General features: G+C 41.1%; 18 protein-coding genes. 8 read left to right on the forward strand and 10 right to left on the reverse strand.

Going from position 1 to position 17,418, the window contains the following annotated elements:
- Positions 1 to 62: 62 nt before the first annotated feature.
- Both bslm_RS09930 and bslm_RS09935 read left to right on the forward strand, forming a co-directional pair.
- Positions 63 to 1,499: a flavin monoamine oxidase family protein gene (locus tag bslm_RS09930; protein ID WP_128484050.1), complete on the forward strand. Its 1,437-nt coding sequence runs from the start codon at positions 63 to 65 to the stop codon at positions 1,497 to 1,499.
- Between the two features lie 426 nt (positions 1,500 to 1,925).
- Positions 1,926 to 4,346 carry a peptidase G2 autoproteolytic cleavage domain-containing protein gene (locus bslm_RS09935; protein ID WP_046381110.1) on the forward strand — a complete coding sequence of 807 codons (2,421 nt, stop codon included), beginning with the start codon at positions 1,926 to 1,928 and terminating at the stop codon, positions 4,344 to 4,346.
- 587 nt (positions 4,347 to 4,933) lie between these two features.
- Here the strand turns inward: bslm_RS09935 and csaA are convergent.
- From csaA to bslm_RS09970, 7 genes are all read right to left on the reverse strand, one after another.
- Complete coding sequence (csaA, locus tag bslm_RS09940) at positions 4,934 to 5,266, reverse strand: chaperone CsaA (RefSeq protein WP_014477051.1); 333 nt, start codon at positions 5,264 to 5,266, stop codon at positions 4,934 to 4,936.
- A gap of 64 nt (positions 5,267 to 5,330) precedes the next feature.
- Positions 5,331 to 6,056: an AraC family transcriptional regulator gene (locus tag bslm_RS09945; RefSeq protein ID WP_080316886.1), complete on the reverse strand. Its 726-nt coding sequence runs from the start codon at positions 6,054 to 6,056 to the stop codon at positions 5,331 to 5,333.
- Positions 6,057 to 6,070: 14 nt separating this feature from the next.
- Positions 6,071 to 6,814: a GNAT family N-acetyltransferase gene (locus tag bslm_RS09950; protein WP_046381111.1), complete on the reverse strand. Its 744-nt coding sequence runs from the start codon at positions 6,812 to 6,814 to the stop codon at positions 6,071 to 6,073.
- A gap of 77 nt (positions 6,815 to 6,891) precedes the next feature.
- A complete protein-coding gene (locus bslm_RS09955) occupies positions 6,892 to 7,467 on the reverse strand; it encodes a TetR/AcrR family transcriptional regulator (protein ID WP_017697555.1) in 576 nt (191 codons plus the stop codon).
- Positions 7,468 to 7,472: 5 nt separating this feature from the next.
- Positions 7,473 to 8,174, reverse strand: a complete 702-nt coding sequence (locus bslm_RS09960) for an MBL fold metallo-hydrolase (RefSeq protein ID WP_046381112.1) — start codon at positions 8,172 to 8,174, stop codon at positions 7,473 to 7,475.
- 76 nt (positions 8,175 to 8,250) lie between these two features.
- Positions 8,251 to 8,733, reverse strand: coding sequence for a GyrI-like domain-containing protein (locus bslm_RS09965; protein ID WP_014480008.1), 483 nt, complete (start codon positions 8,731 to 8,733; stop codon positions 8,251 to 8,253).
- Between the two features lie 53 nt (positions 8,734 to 8,786).
- Positions 8,787 to 9,725: a helix-turn-helix transcriptional regulator gene (locus tag bslm_RS09970; protein WP_046381113.1), complete on the reverse strand. Its 939-nt coding sequence runs from the start codon at positions 9,723 to 9,725 to the stop codon at positions 8,787 to 8,789.
- 205 nt (positions 9,726 to 9,930) lie between these two features.
- On the opposite strand from bslm_RS09970, the gene csk22 reads away from it, so the two are divergent.
- The gene (gene csk22, locus bslm_RS09975) at positions 9,931 to 10,476 is read left to right on the forward strand and encodes a mother cell-specific sporulation protein Csk22 (protein WP_046381114.1); all 546 of its coding nucleotides are present in this window, start codon (positions 9,931 to 9,933) and stop codon (positions 10,474 to 10,476) included.
- A gap of 26 nt (positions 10,477 to 10,502) precedes the next feature.
- Here csk22 and czrA read toward each other — a convergent pair whose 3' ends face one another.
- Positions 10,503 to 10,826, reverse strand: coding sequence for a Zn(II)-responsive metalloregulatory transcriptional repressor CzrA (gene czrA / locus bslm_RS09980; protein WP_003231284.1), 324 nt, complete (start codon positions 10,824 to 10,826; stop codon positions 10,503 to 10,505).
- Between the two features lie 193 nt (positions 10,827 to 11,019).
- Between czrA and bslm_RS09985 the strand changes: the two genes are divergently transcribed.
- Positions 11,020 to 11,697, forward strand: coding sequence for a lysozyme family protein (locus tag bslm_RS09985; protein ID WP_003231283.1), 678 nt, complete (start codon positions 11,020 to 11,022; stop codon positions 11,695 to 11,697).
- 89 nt (positions 11,698 to 11,786) lie between these two features.
- Here bslm_RS09985 and bslm_RS09990 read toward each other — a convergent pair whose 3' ends face one another.
- Entirely contained in the window at positions 11,787 to 12,323 is a 537-nt protein-coding gene (locus tag bslm_RS09990; protein ID WP_003231280.1) for a DUF420 domain-containing protein, read from the reverse strand.
- 136 nt (positions 12,324 to 12,459) lie between these two features.
- Positions 12,460 to 13,242 carry a VLRF1 family aeRF1-type release factor gene (locus bslm_RS09995; protein ID WP_046381115.1) on the reverse strand — a complete coding sequence of 261 codons (783 nt, stop codon included), beginning with the start codon at positions 13,240 to 13,242 and terminating at the stop codon, positions 12,460 to 12,462.
- Between the two features lie 170 nt (positions 13,243 to 13,412).
- Between bslm_RS09995 and bslm_RS10000 the strand changes: the two genes are divergently transcribed.
- From bslm_RS10000 to desK, 4 genes are all read left to right on the forward strand, one after another.
- Positions 13,413 to 13,910 carry an N-acetyltransferase gene (locus bslm_RS10000; protein WP_046381116.1) on the forward strand — a complete coding sequence of 166 codons (498 nt, stop codon included), beginning with the start codon at positions 13,413 to 13,415 and terminating at the stop codon, positions 13,908 to 13,910.
- 63 nt (positions 13,911 to 13,973) lie between these two features.
- The gene (locus tag bslm_RS10005; RefSeq protein WP_046381117.1) at positions 13,974 to 14,951 is read left to right on the forward strand and encodes a S66 family peptidase; all 978 of its coding nucleotides are present in this window, start codon (positions 13,974 to 13,976) and stop codon (positions 14,949 to 14,951) included.
- Between the two features lie 159 nt (positions 14,952 to 15,110).
- Positions 15,111 to 16,169 carry a Delta(5) desaturase DesA gene (gene desE, locus bslm_RS10010; protein WP_004399588.1) on the forward strand — a complete coding sequence of 353 codons (1,059 nt, stop codon included), beginning with the start codon at positions 15,111 to 15,113 and terminating at the stop codon, positions 16,167 to 16,169.
- 119 nt (positions 16,170 to 16,288) lie between these two features.
- Positions 16,289 to 17,401, forward strand: a complete 1,113-nt coding sequence (gene desK / locus bslm_RS10015) for a two-component sensor histidine kinase DesK (RefSeq protein WP_029318043.1) — start codon at positions 16,289 to 16,291, stop codon at positions 17,399 to 17,401.
- The last annotated feature ends 17 nt before the right edge of the window (positions 17,402 to 17,418 follow it).

The raw sequence follows: 17,418 nt of genomic DNA on the forward strand, positions 1-17,418 counted from the left end.
TGATAGGCGCTCTTTTCAGTGAATATAATGCAATAAATTCTAAAAAGAGGTGCCTCCAAAAATTGAATTCTATAATGAATGATGACATGGTAAAGATCATTAGAAATGGCCTAAGCGCATCGCAGCATCCAAAGCACATTCTTGTTATAGGAGCTGGATTGTCCGGGCTTGTATCAGCATCTTTGTTGAAAAATGCCGGTCACAGAGTAACGATTCTCGAAGCGAGCGGCAGAGCGGGCGGCCGTGTCTGCACTTTGAGATCTCCCTTTAGTGATGATTTGTATTTCAACGCTGGCCCGATGCGCATACCGAATAACCATTCGTTAACCTTAGAATATATCAAAAAATTCAAATTGCCAACAAATGTATTTATCAATAGAACCCCGATGGACATCATTTATGCAAATGGAATCAAAACACGTCTCCAAGTTTTTGAACGAGCTCCTGGAATATTGAGATATCCAGTTGCACCAAATGAACAAGGGAAAACGTCTGAAGAGCTGTTGCTTTCTTTACTGCAGCCTATTCTAAATTTTATCAATCAAAATCCAGCGAGAAATTGGCGGATTGTCGAAGAACAATACAAAAATTATTCGTTAAGCTCTTTTTTAAACACGTATTTTTCATATGGCGCGATCGATATGATCGGTGTACTTTTGGATATGGAAGCGTATATGGGGATGTCCCTTGTTGAAGTATTGCGGGAATCTATCTTTTTTTCATCGCCCGCTCACTTCTATGAGATAACTGGCGGTATGGATCTGCTGCCTCACGCGTTTCTTCCTCAATTAAAAACAAACATTCTATACCATCAAAAAATGATGAAAATTTCTCAGGGTGAAAATCGTGTTACGATCCATTGTCAGCATCAACAAACGGCAGAATTCACATCATTCACAGCTGATCTCGCTATTGTAACCATTCCTTTTTCAACATTGCGATTTGTAAAAGTCGAACCATACCATTCATTCTCTTACTATAAACGGAGGGCCATCCGTGAGCTAAACTATATCAGTGCAACAAAAATCGGCATAGAGTTTAAAAGCCGATTTTGGGAAAAAGCCGGGCAGCGCGGCGGCAAATCTATTACTGATCTTCCGATTCGTTTTTCATATTATCCAAGCAGAAATATTGGAGCAAATGGACATGCCGTCATTCTGGCGAGTTATACTTGGGCTGATGAGGCACTGATATGGGACAGTCTTTCAGAAGGAGAGCGAATCCAGTATACTTTACTGAATTTATCTGAAATCTATGGTGATATTGTGTGGTCTGAATTTGTGTCTGGCACTTCTTTTAGCTGGAGCCAGTACCCGTATTCTGCGGGAGGTTTTACAGCTTTCGAACCAGGACAAGAATTAGAGCTGTATCCCTATATTCCTGTCCCTGAGGGCAGAATTCATTTCGCCGGAGAACACGCCTCACTCACTCATGCGTGGATGCAAGGCGCGATTGAATCTGGAATACGTGTTGCTTATGAGGTCAATCGCTTACCTTAGATCATGCTCACATCTTGTTAAAACTGGTTGATGTAAAAAGAAGTGAAGAATTTATACTCCTTTGTTTAAAAGATTAATTCAAATATGGGACGTCTCAACATTCGGTTCTTTATTATCTTTATACACGTTTTGAATGCGGACCTCCCTTTTCTTCCATAATCATTAATAAATACCCAACCATAGGAAACGTTTTAATTAACCATCGGGCGAACTTTCTTTCACTGTATAACGATTCTTAATGTTGCTTTTTATCCTTTACTTGTCCTCTCTTTTTTTCATTGACTTACATTTCTTGAAAACCAGTATAAATCCTAAAGGAATTTTGTAACAAATACAGAATTGGAAAGAGAAGCGCCAAAAGAAATGCTAACTCCTTATCTCAAAGACAAAACTGCGCTTATATTAAAAGAAAGAGGTGTCTTTAGAATGGTTCATTTTAAAAACTGCCCTGATCCTTCTCTAAACGCCAATTCTCAGTCTCACCCCGAATTTTCATCCGAATTAGAACATATTAAGACAAGAATGCAAAACTTTATTAAGCACTCGGTTACAGACCAAAATATCGAAGTTACTGACGCAAGGGTGACGGCCGAAGGAGAGGTCACCTCTCTTTTAAAAGAACGTCTCGACAAGGAATATTATAGGCTTTTATCTAAAATCACCCGGGAAGTAAATGTGGCTGACTTCGGCGCTGTTCCAGATGGAAGAGACAATACTGAAGCTTTTCGAAAAGCAATCGGGAATGGCCGAGTCAAAGTACATGTTCCAGCGGGAGAATACCTCGTTCAAGGGATTAAACTTCCATCTTGGACAACAATTGTTGGACAAGGTAAAGGGATCACAGTGATTAAATTGCATGAAGACACTCCAGCGCATGAATGGGTGATTACAAATGATGATTATCAAAATGGAAATCGCAATATTTTTGTCCAAGGAATGTCATTAGACTGGAATCCAAGTAGACAATGCGGTGTGAGAAATCCAGGGGGACAGTTCTCCAGTTGTTTAACTTTTGCTAAGGTTGAATATGGGTGGATCAAAGATGTGGAAGCGATTAACGCAGGTCTTCATGGTATTGATATTACATCGCCAACGTATGACCATTTGCCTGATACCGATTGGACAAAAGACGGATCAAGATATATTTGGATCGATAACTGTGTGACATATGGTTCAGGAGACGACGGCATTACCACCCATTATAGCGAATACATCTTTATTTCAAACTGCCATTCAGGAAATCCGCGGGGAACAGAATTTGCTGAAGGTGTTTCAAACTCCAACGGAATAGAAATTGACGACGGCTCTAGGCATGTGTGGCTTTTGAATAACTTTACAAGCGGCAACATCCGCGGAGTTGAAGTAAAAGCCCATGAACTGTGGCCGGCCTCCCAAAACGTCCATATCATAGGCCATATTTCTTATCGCGATGTTCGTGCATTTGATCTTCGTCATATTGGTCACCATCAAATTACAGATCCTGAAAGCACAACAGCATACGATGTCACACTCATTGATTGTTCAGCAGTTGAACCAGTTTTCAACTCGCTTTACGATGCTGTGACCCCAAGAGCGCTGGTTATTTCGGCATATAAAAACGTTAATGTAAGCGGATTCACAGCGATTGGTGATCCAGACTATGATTATAAAGAAAACCCTGTCGTAGCCTTGCAATATCGCAGCCAAAATATAACCATTAATGGTATTAAAATTCGCGGTTTTAAAAAAGCCGGTGTTGATATTAATTTATCAGGCGGATCAAATAAAACTGATTATATTAAAATTTCAAATTTTGATATTTATAAATCTGCTCCAAAAGGAATTTTAATCGGTGGAGGCCTCTACAATGTCAATATTCTAAATGGAACGATGATTACTGACAATGGGACAGTTGCAATTCAGTCCCCCAATAATCAGGCCACAATTCTCGGTGTACAATCAGAAGGTTATAGTGTGGCAGCCTCAATCAAAGGCCAAACATACCAACAAGTTCCAATCAATTTGAAAGGAGGCATACAGCTTGCAACGACCTCTGGCTTTGCCGTTAACCAAACAAGCGCAGTTATAGCAGGTACCGGCGACATTACGGCCCGCGGAGAAAGAAATGCGGTCATTAGCTCTTCTGGAGGCTCCAGTACTGAAGGCTCTCGCGCATTAATCGCTTCTTCAAATAACGCACATATTAGAGGAAACCAAGCGTCAAGAACAATACTGTCTTCTGAAAATATTATACTTGAGGAACCATACACCGTGGCAGGAGGTCATCAATCAATAAAGTGGCTTCTTGACTCTGTTGAGGGAAACGGGACGTTTGCCGGTGCAATCAGTTCTTCTTTAGGTGGATATGGAGAGTATTTTGAGAGTTCAACTGGACAGTTAATCCATACTGGTACAATCGTGACTTTAAGAGGTGAAAAAATTGTGCCCGCGAATGTTGGAGATTATATGCTTGGCGTTATTTCAGAAACTTCAGCTTTCATTTCAGGAGCCTCCAGTTTCGTCTGGCAGGGGCGTTATTTGACAAATGAGTTCGGCGGATTTATTTATGAAACGGTGACTGATGAGGAAAGCGGTGAACTCATACGTGTTCCCAAACAAAATCCAGACTACGATACAGCGCTGGAGGCAAATTATCATTCACGGGCAGCAAGAGACGAATGGCACGTTGTAGGGTTGGTTGGCCAACATTATGTGCGTATTGACGAAACTATCAATCAAGGAGATTATCTTACGGCACATAATGGAATAGGAACAAAAGCCGCTGAAGGAAGCTGGAAAGTAATGAAAATAACCTCTGCTTACACATCAGAAAAAGGGTATGGTATCGCTCTAACCGTCATCAAATAGTGGATACGCCGACCAGTTCAATATATGTTTATCCAAATAATTAGATCTCTTTTCTAGGTTCGTTATTCCTTGTATGTTATTATCAATTTTCAATATCTACCAAAATTCCCCTAATATACTATCGTAATTAACTTATATTATAATCAAAAAAATTTTGACAGCTGTTCCTTCTCGTTATTCATGAAAGTTGCTATTGAAATGAGTAAATGGATATCATATTAGACTTCTATAGCAAATGCACCATATATATCCTTTAAGTATTTACAAATTGAAAATGTTTCATGAGGCTTATTAAAAGTATTGTTCTTTTATCATCTGTAAGTCGATACAAACTGCATTAAGATCACACCTAAATCACACTGAGTTTTTTCTTACAAATAAAATGAAAACCCTTTCCATTCTAAATTCATTTCACCGTTACTAAAAGTAATCCTTGCATTTCTTCGCCCTCCATGCTATATTCATATAGCGATGAGCTGAATTGTGTAAGCCGATGTACATGCCTTTACGGCACACACGAATGTGGCGTGTGGTGCATCGCCTCAATACGCAAAGACGTTTGCCTTAGGCAAACGTCTTTTTTTGCGTTATCCGATTTTTGTGCCGTTTGGAACAGGCTGATCCGGCTGCAAAAGGACGACGTCGCCCTGGCCGGGTATGCCGCCGAGGACCAAGACTTCCGATTTAAATCCGGCGATCCGGCGGGGCGGAAAGTTCACGACTGCTATGACTTGCTTGTTGACGAGACCTTCCGGCTGGTAACGCTTCGTGATCTGCGCGCTCGATTGTTTTATGCCGATTTCTGTCCCAAAATCTATTACAAGCTTGATTGCCGGTACTCTTGCTTCAGGAAATTCTTCCGCTTTTACAATTGTTCCCGTTCTGATATCCAATTTCTCAAAGTCTTCAATAACTGCCATATCAATAACTCCTTTTTCTCCTATTGTAAAGGAGATATACAATATTCTTTTAACTAAAGAGCCATCATTTTTTATCCGAATATAAGGTGTTTCGATACAGGCGGGGCGGCATTCCTGTGCTTTTCGTGAACCATCTTGTAAAAGAAGAAAGGTTTTGAAAGCCCAGCGCCTCGCTCACGACGGTAAGGGTTTCATTTCTCTCCATCAGCATTCGTTTTGCTTCCTCAAGGCGAAGGTCGGCAATATAGTTCTGCGGGGACTTCCCTGTCTGTTTTTTGAACCAGCTTGAATAGTAAGCTGGGTGATAATGCTCGATTTCTGCCAGCTTCTTAATCGTCAGCCGCTCAAATAAATGGCTGTGAATGTATGCAATTGAGGCATAGCTATGGGATTGAAGCTTTTCTTTTATGTATTGTACTAGCATATGAAGCGAGTTGGCTGTTCCGGCCTTTGCTTCCTCTGTCAGCAAGTACCTGATCGAGGACCAGAAAGGATCGAGGGCAGCTTCAATTCCTGATCCTGCACGATACTCATCAATTTTCATTGCATGAAGCGGAACATCCAGTACAAGACATTCATTTCTTCCGATAGAACGGAAGCGATGCTCGCACTGCGGCGGAATATATAAAAAATGATCCGGATTTAATTTCACCTGGCGCCCCTCAGTCTCAAGATCTATACTCCCTTCAAGCGGAAAAAGAAATTGGCTGTACGCGTGCTTATGTGAATGATATAGCCGTGTGTATGTCCGTTTTTCGCAAATCATCTCTTGAAGCGAATCCATCAGCAACCCCCTTCCTTTGCTCATCTTTTAATCCGGTAATGGTGTTCCGATATAGGCGAAAATCCGATTTTTTCATATAAAGAAACTGCCGCCAGATTTTCTTTCATCACTTGTAAAAACATGCGTTCCGCTCCGTTGTTTTTTGCCCATTCAGTCAATACCCTGATCACTTGGGTTCCTGCCCCTTTTCCTCTGTGCTCCTCAGCTACAACGATATTACTAAGTCCGCCATAACCATCAATGACAGAAACCGTGCCAAGCGCTGTCAGGCTTTCTTTGTCATACATCTTGAAAAAAGTTTTACACGGCGGCATGCGTTCGAAAATGTGTTTGTAACCTTTGTGACGCTCGGGTGAAAACCCTTCTAATTGAATAAATTCATCTATCCAAACAGATGATGGCTCTTGTTCCCACTTGTATGTAAATCGGCTGTTGTCATTTGTTCGGCTCATAATTGACCGGCACAACGCTGTCATCTGGAAGCACTCGTCTACCTTTTCATAACGGCTGTCTGCCAATGCGTCATCAAGCCCTTTCGGTGATGCGTTGCTAATATGAAAACAAACAGGTAAGCCTAAATTTTGATAAAAAAGTTCGGCCTCTAGCTGAAAATCCCCTTCAGGCATATCCGCAGACGTCCATACGCTATTTGCCCTTTTGGTTACGCCAAAATTCGCTCTGAGAAGCCATTGCCCTATGCTTTTTTGAAAATAAGCCGGCCATGAAGCTGCCGCTAATCGTTCAATCTTGTGAATGTCATCCATTGCATAATGCCTCTCCCCTATGTATACTCCCTTGATATTATACAATATTCAGAAATATAAGACATCCATTTATTTGTTTACATAATATTTTTATTGTTTATTAATAATCCTGACAAAAATGTCCTAATTGAAAATGACAGGCTTTCTAAAATGTCCTCCTCACGTTCAAATGCTTCTTTTGCGATTAAAGCAGTAAAGCCATGCAGCAGGCTTCTGAGCCCCCTTGTCGCATGAATGGCAGTCTTTTCACTTGCATAGCCGTTTTCAATAAGCAGCTTCGTCACAAGACAGACAATTTGGTCAGAGACGATTTCCGTCCGTTTGTCCTGAACCTTAAGCAGAGCCGCTTCATAATATCCGGGATTTTCAATTGCAAAATCAACATATGCATGAGCTAAAGAAAGCATAGCGGAATCTCCCTTTCGTTCGGTTACGGAGTCCGCCATTTGATCAAAAAGCTTTGTCAGTCCTCTGACAGCAAGTTCTGCTCTGATCGCTTGCAGCCCGTTGATATGGTTATACAATGACGGGGGGCGAACATTCATTTTTTTAGAAAGTGCGGCAAGTGAGACACCATTTACCCCTTCCTGATCGGCAATCTCTGCTGCAGCGTCTACAATCATTTTTTGGGTCAAACCTATTCTCGGTGACATGCTCATCATCCTTTCTTTGCTTTTTGGATCGCCTGTCTCATCCGCTCTGAAGGTGATCGCAGGAATTTTCCATGTCCGACAGCGAGACAGGAAGGCGCCTTATCGGCGAGCAATTTTGCGCTTTTGATGGCCTCCTCCTTATTCCATGTGGCGAAAGCGGGAAAAGGAAACGTCCATTTTATCTGACCTGATACAGCGATTCCTCCGCGCAACTGAAACGCATCTCCTGCTATTAAAGTGCCGTTTCTTGTATCAAGAAATGACATGCTGCCCGGTGTATGGCCCGGTGTTGGAATGGCAAGCAGAGAACCAATTGTTTCACCGCCCGTCAGCAGTTGGTGAGGCTTTGTTTGTATGTGTTTCGGAATACCTCCTTTTATAGGCGTCTGCGGCTCATCTTGCCGCAAGGATGTGTCACCTTGGAGCAAGAATGAATCCCGTTCCGAGATCATGACCTTTGCATGCGGAAATGTTTGTGCCAATGTATCCAGTGATCCGACATGGTCCCCATGTGCATGAGTCAGTAAAATATGCTGAAGCGGTTTTCCAAGCTGATTCACAGCTTGAATAATCCCTTTATAGCTGCCTGGCAGTGCGGCATCAATAAGGGTGACTTCGTTTTCTTCCTCTACTAAATAGCAATTAACCGGAAACAATGCTGGAAAAAAAGTCAGCTGCCAAACCGTTTGGTACTGAGTAATTCTCATCTTTTTATTCCTCCTAACAAAAACTAATGGCGTTAGTTTTATTATTAACTAACACCATTAGTTTTTCAAGAGTTTATTATTTTTTTATCGCTACATAAATGTTAACTTGTGCTCGCTGTGGCACTGCGGCACTTTGATCATACATCTCAAAATCACCTGTAAACGTGCGCAGATGCCGCTTATCCCAAGTCCAAATTTCCTTCCACGTTTCAAGCACAATCTCTTCAATAGGACCGATTCTGGAAGTGAAAACGGCGTAAGCGGAAGCCGGCAAATCAATGTTTTCATATGGTCCCGGAAGAATGTCGTCGTATTCCTGAAATGTTCCGACTGAAAACGTATAAAACCCATTTGTCTCTTGTTCATAATTCGAATATAAGGCAATAATGCTTTTGTCTTTTTCAGCCTGTGATAAAAGAGCGCTCATATCCTGCTTCCAGAATTGGTCCCACAGTGCCGGAATCCTCCTTTCTTCCGTCATTTCCAGTGCGTTGCTTGTCCGTTGTGACAGTCCGGCAAATCGTTTCCGGTCTAAGTGTGTTATATGTGAAAAGCCCATACGATCTCCTCCTTTTGTTAAAATTATAGACAAAGAAACCTGACAGCAGTGTGTCAGGTTTCATATATTTTTTGCATGTGATGAATGGTTTCTTTTACTTTATCCCGTATATGAAGAGGCTGCAGAACCTCAATATCCTTTCCGAACTGGAGCAAAAAACCGATCAGCCATTGATCTTCTGGAAGTGAAATCACCGCCTGGCAGATTTTATCTTCCTCACAGTGAAGGACATCATATCCGAACCATTCACCTATACGCTGACGTGCTGCCGGCTGAACAAGAATAACCAATTCAGTTAAACGGCCCTTCTGGTACCAATTCTTATCCCATGGCAAAGTGTCCAGCTGAATGTCTTTTCTGATAAAGGTCTGATGTAAGATAGCCAGACCTTTCATCCGGTTTAGTTTAAAAAAGCGAAAATCATTTCTCACCAAGCAATAAGCGTATAAATACCAGTGCCCCGCCTTGCAAACCAATGTATAAGGTTCAGTTTCACGAAGAAGTGTTTCCCCGCTTGCGCTTGTATATGTAAAAGATATCGTTGACAACCGATCGATGGCAGCGCTGATTTTCTCGCGCAGCGTCTTTTGATCCTCAGTATGGCCCCAAGCCGTCATGTCAATAAACCATTTTTCTGTTTGGTGCTTAAATGCTTGAGCAGAGTGCTCCGGTATAAGGTGTTTGATTTTTTGATAGGCTGTGCTGTGAGAAACGGGTTCATACATAGATGAAACGCTCTGCAAAGCGGAAGCAATTGCAAACAATTCCTCCTCCTTCAGCCACTCTCTTTCAAGCCGATACGTTTCCATGATGCCAATTCCGCCCCCGGAACCCTGTGAGGTCACAATCGGAATACCAGCCCTATTGATCGTCTCAATATCACGGTAAATTGTTCTGACAGATACTTCAAACAGCTCAGCAAGCTCTGCAGCCTGCACTTGTTTTTTGCTGATCAATAACACAACCATCGCTAACAAACGTTCCAGTTTCATTCTGCGCACCTTTTCTTCTTGTATTTTCCAACAAAACAATCATAACATTTTGATAAAGCTTGGGCATATCTATTATGCGGCGGAATACACCTTGCATATGCTATGAAAACAGGGGTTTCCCCTTCTTTTTTGTGTTCAGTATTTATTTCAGCTACTATTTCTGACCGGATAAGCATACACTTCTCAACGGAGGGGATTTCACATCATGCATCTTACACTTCAGAGCGTTTATCCTGCCATGATCATCATCTTTTTTCTGTATAAAAAAATTAAAAGGTCCATCGGATACCAGCCGCTGAAGCCCCGCTGGCTGTTCACCCGTATCATTCTTTTCTCGCTGTTTGCTTTTGGCCTTTCAATCTTCAGCGCCATTCACCCTTTTTTATATGGATATCTCATTTTGGGCATTCTTGGCGGATGGCTCCTTGTCTTTTTCGCTAAGAAAAACATCTCTTTTGAAAAACGCAGAGGAAAGATCTATTTTCGGACTCATATTTGGGTAGAAATGATTCTCCTAACCTTATTCCTGTCAAGATTTCTGTATCGAGTGACGGAGCTTTATCTTACCTCGCCTGATCTAAACAGCCTTGGATCTTACAGTCAGTCAATCGGAACGGACCCTCTGACAATAGGCGTCTTTTTTCTGATAGCCGTTTATTATATCGGTTTTTCTTCTTTTGTCATCAAGCTCAGCAGAAACGAACTCAAACAGCACGGACACAATAAAGAAAAAGACATCCTTGCCCGCTAGCAGCGAGTTAAGCAAGGATGTCTTTTTCAATCATGCTGCGTATGATGGATCATTTGCTGAAGAACATCTAAAACATGTTCATCCTCCGGAGAGTAATAAATCGATGTTCCTTCTCTGCGCGATTTGACAAGCCGGAGATTTTTTAAAAATCTAAGCTGGTGGGACACAGTGGATTGCAGTAAATTCAGCTTTTCTGCAATTCCGTTTACTGCATGCTCACCCTGGGACAATAAATGGAGAATTCTGATTCGGGTAGGATCAGAAAGCGCTTTGAATGTTTGCGCGACTAGAAACAGCGTCTCCTCGTCCAGATCAGCAGCCGATTGTTCCGTTTCTCTAAATTCAGTCATATGTATCACCTTTCTTTATTCATAGTTTTATCTTATAACAAATGCGCTTGAGTGCAAACCAGCCTGCTTGTATTCCATTTCAATCTCATAGTTTAAATTTATGTTTCAAATCAGGTTTTTACTTGGTCTGATATACCGTCTTATGTCATAATAAAAAAGGTCATACTGCTCCAAACATTGAGGGTGAAACACAGTGAAGAAAAAGAGAAAAGGCTGTTTCGCTGCTGCGGGTTTTATGATGATTTTTGTTTTTGTCATCGCCTCTTTTTTATTGGTCCTGCTTTTTTTCAACCGGGATTTAATCAAAAAACTTCCGATCGATACGAAAACGATTGTTTTGGAACGTTTAACCGATTACAAACCCTTGGTGGAAGAAGAGCTTGAAAGCCAAGGACTCTCTAATTATACATCACTCATATTAGGCATGATGTATCAGGAGTCAAAAGGAAAAGGCAATGATCCCATGCAGTCCTCTGAATCTCTGGGGTTAAAACGCAATGAGATAACAGACCCTCAACTCAGTGTTAAACAAGGCATCAAGCAATTTACCCTCATGTACAAGACCGGTAAGGAAAAAGGCGTGGATTTGGATACCATTATTCAAAGCTACAACATGGGGGCAGGTTACATTGATTTTGTAGCTGAACATGGAGGAACGCATACTGAGGAATTGGCAAAACAATACTCCGAGCAGCAAGTCAAAAAAAATCCTGATCTGTATACTTGCGGGGGAAATGCGAAAAATTTCCGCTATCCGTATTGCTACGGTGATTATACGTATGCAGAAAAAGTAAAAGAAAAAACAAAAACTGTTGAAGAATCTTTGCAGGTTGCAACACTTGAAACCATGGAATCCAAGGCTCATGAATAAGAGTCTATCAATTTACTGACAAAAGCCCAAAAATGAATTTGGGCTTTTGCCATGTTTACACGTAAAAAAAGCCATACTGAGTATGGCTTTTAATAATACGGTGAAATCATCAAATATACAATAACGCCTGTAAGGCTTACATACAGCCATAGAGGCATTGTCCATCTCGCAATTTTTTTATGGCGCTCCACCTGCATGCTGAAGCCTCTGATCAGCGTAAACAGCGCAAGCGGCACAATGATTGCAGAAAGGCAGATATGTGTAATTAAAATAAAGAAATAAATCGGGCGCATAATACCTTCTCCGCCATAGAGCGTGTTTTCCGCAATCGAGTGGTACGTCACATAGCAAATCAAAAATAGTAATGTTGTTGTGAATGCGGCCAAAATAAAGCGTTTGTGAGCTTTGATATTTTTCTGTTTAATCATAATCAGCGCGGCCAATAAGAAGATAAACGTAAAGCTGTTGAATATCGCATTCAGCATTGGCAAAATGTGAATATTCGCATGGCTGAACTGATCTAATTTAGGCATAAAAAACAGCACTGCGATTAAACCGTTAATCAGAACTGTCAGCGTAAGGACAATACCCGTGTAATTTTTCGGTTTATTTTCTGTTTGGTTCATTTGGTGACCTCTCCTAATTTGTACTGGCTATCCAAATCGTATGCAAATTCAAAGAAGATGTCAACGGTTTCGATTGCTTCGTCAGAAATTAGACACACTTCAAAGGCCGGAGGCTATTAGCCCCGGCCTGTTAGGTTTACGCCTCTTTTATCAAATGTTCAATGACCTTATGTTCATTTTCATTCAGCAGGTTCTTTTGAATTTTCGAATGAATGGGTTTATTCATATGCTGATCCAAGATATCGGCCGTTTCTTTATCCCCGGCAATAACCATTCGTTCCCATCTTTTCGCAGCAGCTTTTTGATCAAGGCTGGCAGCCAGCCGCTTATACAGTCTTGATTGGTTCTCTGTTACATGTTCCCTCATCCGATTCTCTTCAACTGGTGCCGCTTTGTCTACAGCGGAATGGAAATTCTTCCAAGACTCATTGATCATATCATACTCATAACGCTCCACCGCCTCAATTTTTCCTAAAACGGTTTCAATAATTTTCACTTCATGCTGCTGAGTTAAAATAAACGCCGTACTTGGGTATGCCTGGCGCAAACCCTTCAGCTGATCCAGGACAGCTGTTTCTTCCCAGTAAAATCTTGTATCTACAGGGACTTGAAGCTTAATAGGCTCCCATATGCCGCTGTCGGAAACAAAAAACACGAGACTGCGGGGCATGTCTTTTCCCATTGCATTCAAGTATTGATTCATTTTAGCCCTGATTCCATCCAGACACTTTTCCTCCTCTGGATCACTAGCTGCCAAATACTCTTTTAATCGGCTGAATCCTGACTTTAGGGCAATCTTCCATTCTCCCCCCTGCTGCTCTGGATCTCTCATGTCTGTATTGAGATACAGAGAGAGAATTTTATCCGGCGGTTCCAATTGGACATACTGTAATTTGTTAATCAATGAATCAATCGCCATTCCGATTCCTCCTTTTTCACAGGTTAGTTTTCTTTTTCCTCTCTTAAAAACGATCAAACCTGACTTTCCGCTAATTTCTAGTAATAATGGAATTGTTGTTTACAATACGCCTCTCTTCTAATACAATTGGTAACTGTGTTTCTAAGCTGTTTTTTGAAAGGAGTTTGATCTTGTTTACTGTTAAAGAAAAAAATCGTCAAGAGCTTGAAGAAGAACTAAATGATTTAGAATTTCAAATTTATCGCATGCAGGAGAATATGAAGGATTTATCTAAAGATGCCAAAGTGCTTGGTATTGATCAATCGAAACATGATGAGTGGATGATTGTTTCCTCGATTGATGATGGCCAAACATGCAAAATTATGCTAACTGATTGTAAAACGGCTTACCGAGGAAAAGGCTGTTTTTCACTTGTAGCGTCTTACAAGGACGATGCCATTCATATAGGCGATATAAAAGGCCCTCCGAATCACGGGTTTGGTTCCATTTGCATGAAATATTTAAAAGATATAGCAAGAGACCACAATATACCGAAAGTCACAGGAGACATCGCCAAACGGGATTGGAATCATGTAGACCGGCTGATTCACTTTTATGAAAAACATCAATTCAAAGTATGTATCGATCATGATACCCAATCCGGCAGCATTAAGTGGGTTGATTTGTAAAAAAGTCTGGAAGAAAGAGCCAAGATATGCTGTAATGGTATAAAACCATTGATGGAGGGTTCTATGTACGCCTCAAAACTGAAAAAGGGAGACGAAATCCGGATCGTGTCTCCCGCGACCAGCATGTCTATATTATCAAATGAAGCAAAAATCCAAGCAAAAACGGCGTTAGAACGCTTAGGTTATCGGGTAACCATCGCTGAACACGCAAATGAATGTAATGAATTTGATTCATCCTCTATCGAGTCAAGAGTCCATGATCTGCACGCTGCCTTTTTTGATCCAGGCGTCAAAGCGATTTTAACGACACTCGGAGGGTTTAATTCAAATCAGCTGCTGCGTTATCTTGATTACGAGAAAATCAAACGGCATCCAAAAATTCTGTGCGGCTATTCCGATATAACCGCTCTTTGCAACGCTATTTATCAAAAAACGGGTCTTGTTACGTATTCAGGTCCCCACTTCTCAACATTTGCAATGAAAAAAGGACTCGATTATACAGAGGAGTATTTTCTTTCTTGCTGCGCTTCAGACGACCCGTTTGAAATTCACCCTTCAAGTGAGTGGAGCGATGACCGCTGGTTTTTGGATCAAGAAAACAGGCGTTTTTATCCTAATAACGGCCCTGTTGTAATCCAAGAAGGTTATGCGGAAGGCACTTTAATTGGCGGAAACTTATGCACGCTTAATTTGCTGCAGGGTACGGAGTATTTTCCTGAAACAGAACATACTATTTTATTGATTGAAGATGATTATATGTCAGACATCCACATGTTTGACCGCGATCTGCAATCACTCATCCACCTCCCCGCTTTTTCACATGTAAAGGCGATTTTGATCGGCAGATTTCAAAAAGCATCAAACGTATCAATGGATCTTGTAAAAGCCATGATCGAAACAAAAAAAGAATTATCCGGCATCCCGATCATCGCAAATATAAATGCCGGACATACCTCGCCAATTGCCACATTCCCTATAGGAGGAACATGCAGGATTGAAGCTATTTCGGGTACATCACGAATATGGATTGATAAACATTAATCAGCTTGTAAATTTTTTACAAGCTTTTTTAGCGCAATCGGTTATGCATGCCGCACGAGACATGACAAATGTCATATAGGAGGCATGATGTGTGCTACTACAAAGATATCTTCCTCTTTCGTATACTGAACCGAGACACACAATGAGAGGATACTTACTATGACTGAACAAACCATTGCACATAAGCAAAAACAGCTGACAAAGCAAGTCGCTGCATTTGCTCAGCCTGAAACAAAAAACAGCCTGATTCAGCTTTTAAACACGTTTATTCCATTCTTCGGCCTGTGGTTTCTTGCTTATCTCAGCCTCGATGTCTCCTATCTTCTTACGTTAGCATTAACGGTGATTGCCGCAGGTTTTCTGACAAGAATTTTTATCATCTTCCATGACTGCTGCCATCAATCTTTTTTCAAACAAAAACGCTATAACCACATTCTCGGTTTTCTGACAGGTGTCCTGACTTTATTCCCGTATCTTCAATGGCAGCACAGCCATTCGATTCATCATGCAACTAGCAGCAATCTGGATAAACGCGGAACAGGAGACATCTGGATGTTAACAGTAAACGAATATAAAGCTGCATCCAGACGAACAAAGCTTGCATACAGACTTTATAGAAACCCGTTTATCATGTTTATTCTCGGACCGATTTATGTTTTTCTGATCACGAACCGTTTTAACAAAAAAGGCGCAAGACGCAAGGAACGTGTAAACACATACCTTACGAATCTGGCAATTGTCGCGTTGGCTGCTGCTTGCTGTCTGATCTTTGGCTGGCAATCGTTTTTACTGGTGCAAGGCCCGATATTTCTGATTTCAGGTTCAATCGGTGTTTGGCTGTTTTATGTGCAGCATACCTTTGAAGATTCTTATTTTGAAGCGGATGAAAACTGGAGCTACGTTCAGGCTGCTGTTGAAGGCAGTTCATTTTATAAACTCCCTAAACTGCTTCAATGGCTAACAGGCAATATTGGTTACCACCACGTTCATCATTTGAGTCCAAAGGTGCCTAACTATAAGCTTGAAGTTGCTCATGAACATCACGAACCATTAAAAAACGTACCGACAATCACCTTAAAAACAAGCCTGCAATCACTTGCGTTCCGTCTATGGGATGAAGATAACAAACAGTTTGTGTCATTTCGGGCTATAAAACATATACCTGTAAGCCTTCCGCCTGATTCACCAGAAAAACAGAAGCTGCGGAAGAATGCCTGATGATAAAGGAGGTCTTCTAATATACTAGAAGGCTTCCTTTTTATTGTTGGAGGGTGCATTCTGGCTTTCACAATGATAAAGTTACAAGTAAGATGAAAAGCTGAAAATGAGGTAAGATCATGATTAAAAAGCATTTAACATTTCAAAAACTAAACGGTATTACGCCCTATATATGGACGATATTTTTCATCCTCCCCTTCTACTTTATATGGAAATCATCATCTACATTTGTTATTATTGTCGGCATCATTTTGACGCTTTTATTTTTTTCGGTATATCGATTTGCTTTTGTCTCAAAAGGCTGGACCATTTATTTGTGGGGATTTTTATTAATTGGCATTTCAACCGCCTCCATTACTCTGTTCAGTTATATTTATTTTGCTTTTTTTATCGCGTATTTTATAGGAAACATTAAGGAACGCGTCCCTTTTCATATTTTATATTATGTCCATTTAATAAGCGCAGCCGTCGCAGCCAATTTCAGTCTCGTATTAAAGAAGGAATTCTTTCTGACACAAATTCCTTTTGTCGTCATAACCCTCATCAGCGCAATTTTATTGCCCTTTAGTATAAGAAGCCGCAAGGAGCGCGAACGGCTTGAAGAAAAGCTCGAGGATGCAAATGAACGGATTGCAGAACTGGTAAAATTAGAAGAACGTCAGCGAATTGCCCGCGATCTCCATGATACGCTTGGGCAAAAGCTTTCTCTTATCGGGTTAAAAAGCGACTTAGCAAGAAAATTGATTTACAAAGATCCCGAACAAGCAGCTCGTGAACTGAAAAGTGTTCAGCAAACAGCGCGAACTTCTTTAAATGAAGTAAGAAAAATCGTTTCCTCTATGAAGGGCATCCGGCTCAAGGATGAACTGATCAACATCAAACAAATTCTCGAAGCAGCTGACATTATGTTTATCTATGAAGAAGAGAAATGGCCTGAAAATATCTCATTGCTGAATGAAAACATTTTGAGCATGTGCTTAAAGGAAGCTGTCACAAATGTCGTCAAACACAGCCAGGCTAAAACTTGCCGAGTAGACATTCAGCAGCTCTGGAAGGAAGTTGTGATTACAGTGTCTGACGATGGAACATTCAAAGGAGAAGAAAATTCCTTTTCAAAAGGACATGGCTTACTCGGGATGAGAGAACGGCTTGAGTTTGCAAACGGAAGCCTTCACATCGATACCGAAAACGGAACCAAGCTTACCATGGCAATTCCTAATAATTCAAAATAAACATAAAGGATGGCTTA

The sequence above is a fragment of the Bacillus sp. LM 4-2 genome, from assembly GCF_000978495.1.
GTDB lineage: Bacteria > Bacillota > Bacilli > Bacillales > Bacillaceae > Bacillus > Bacillus subtilis.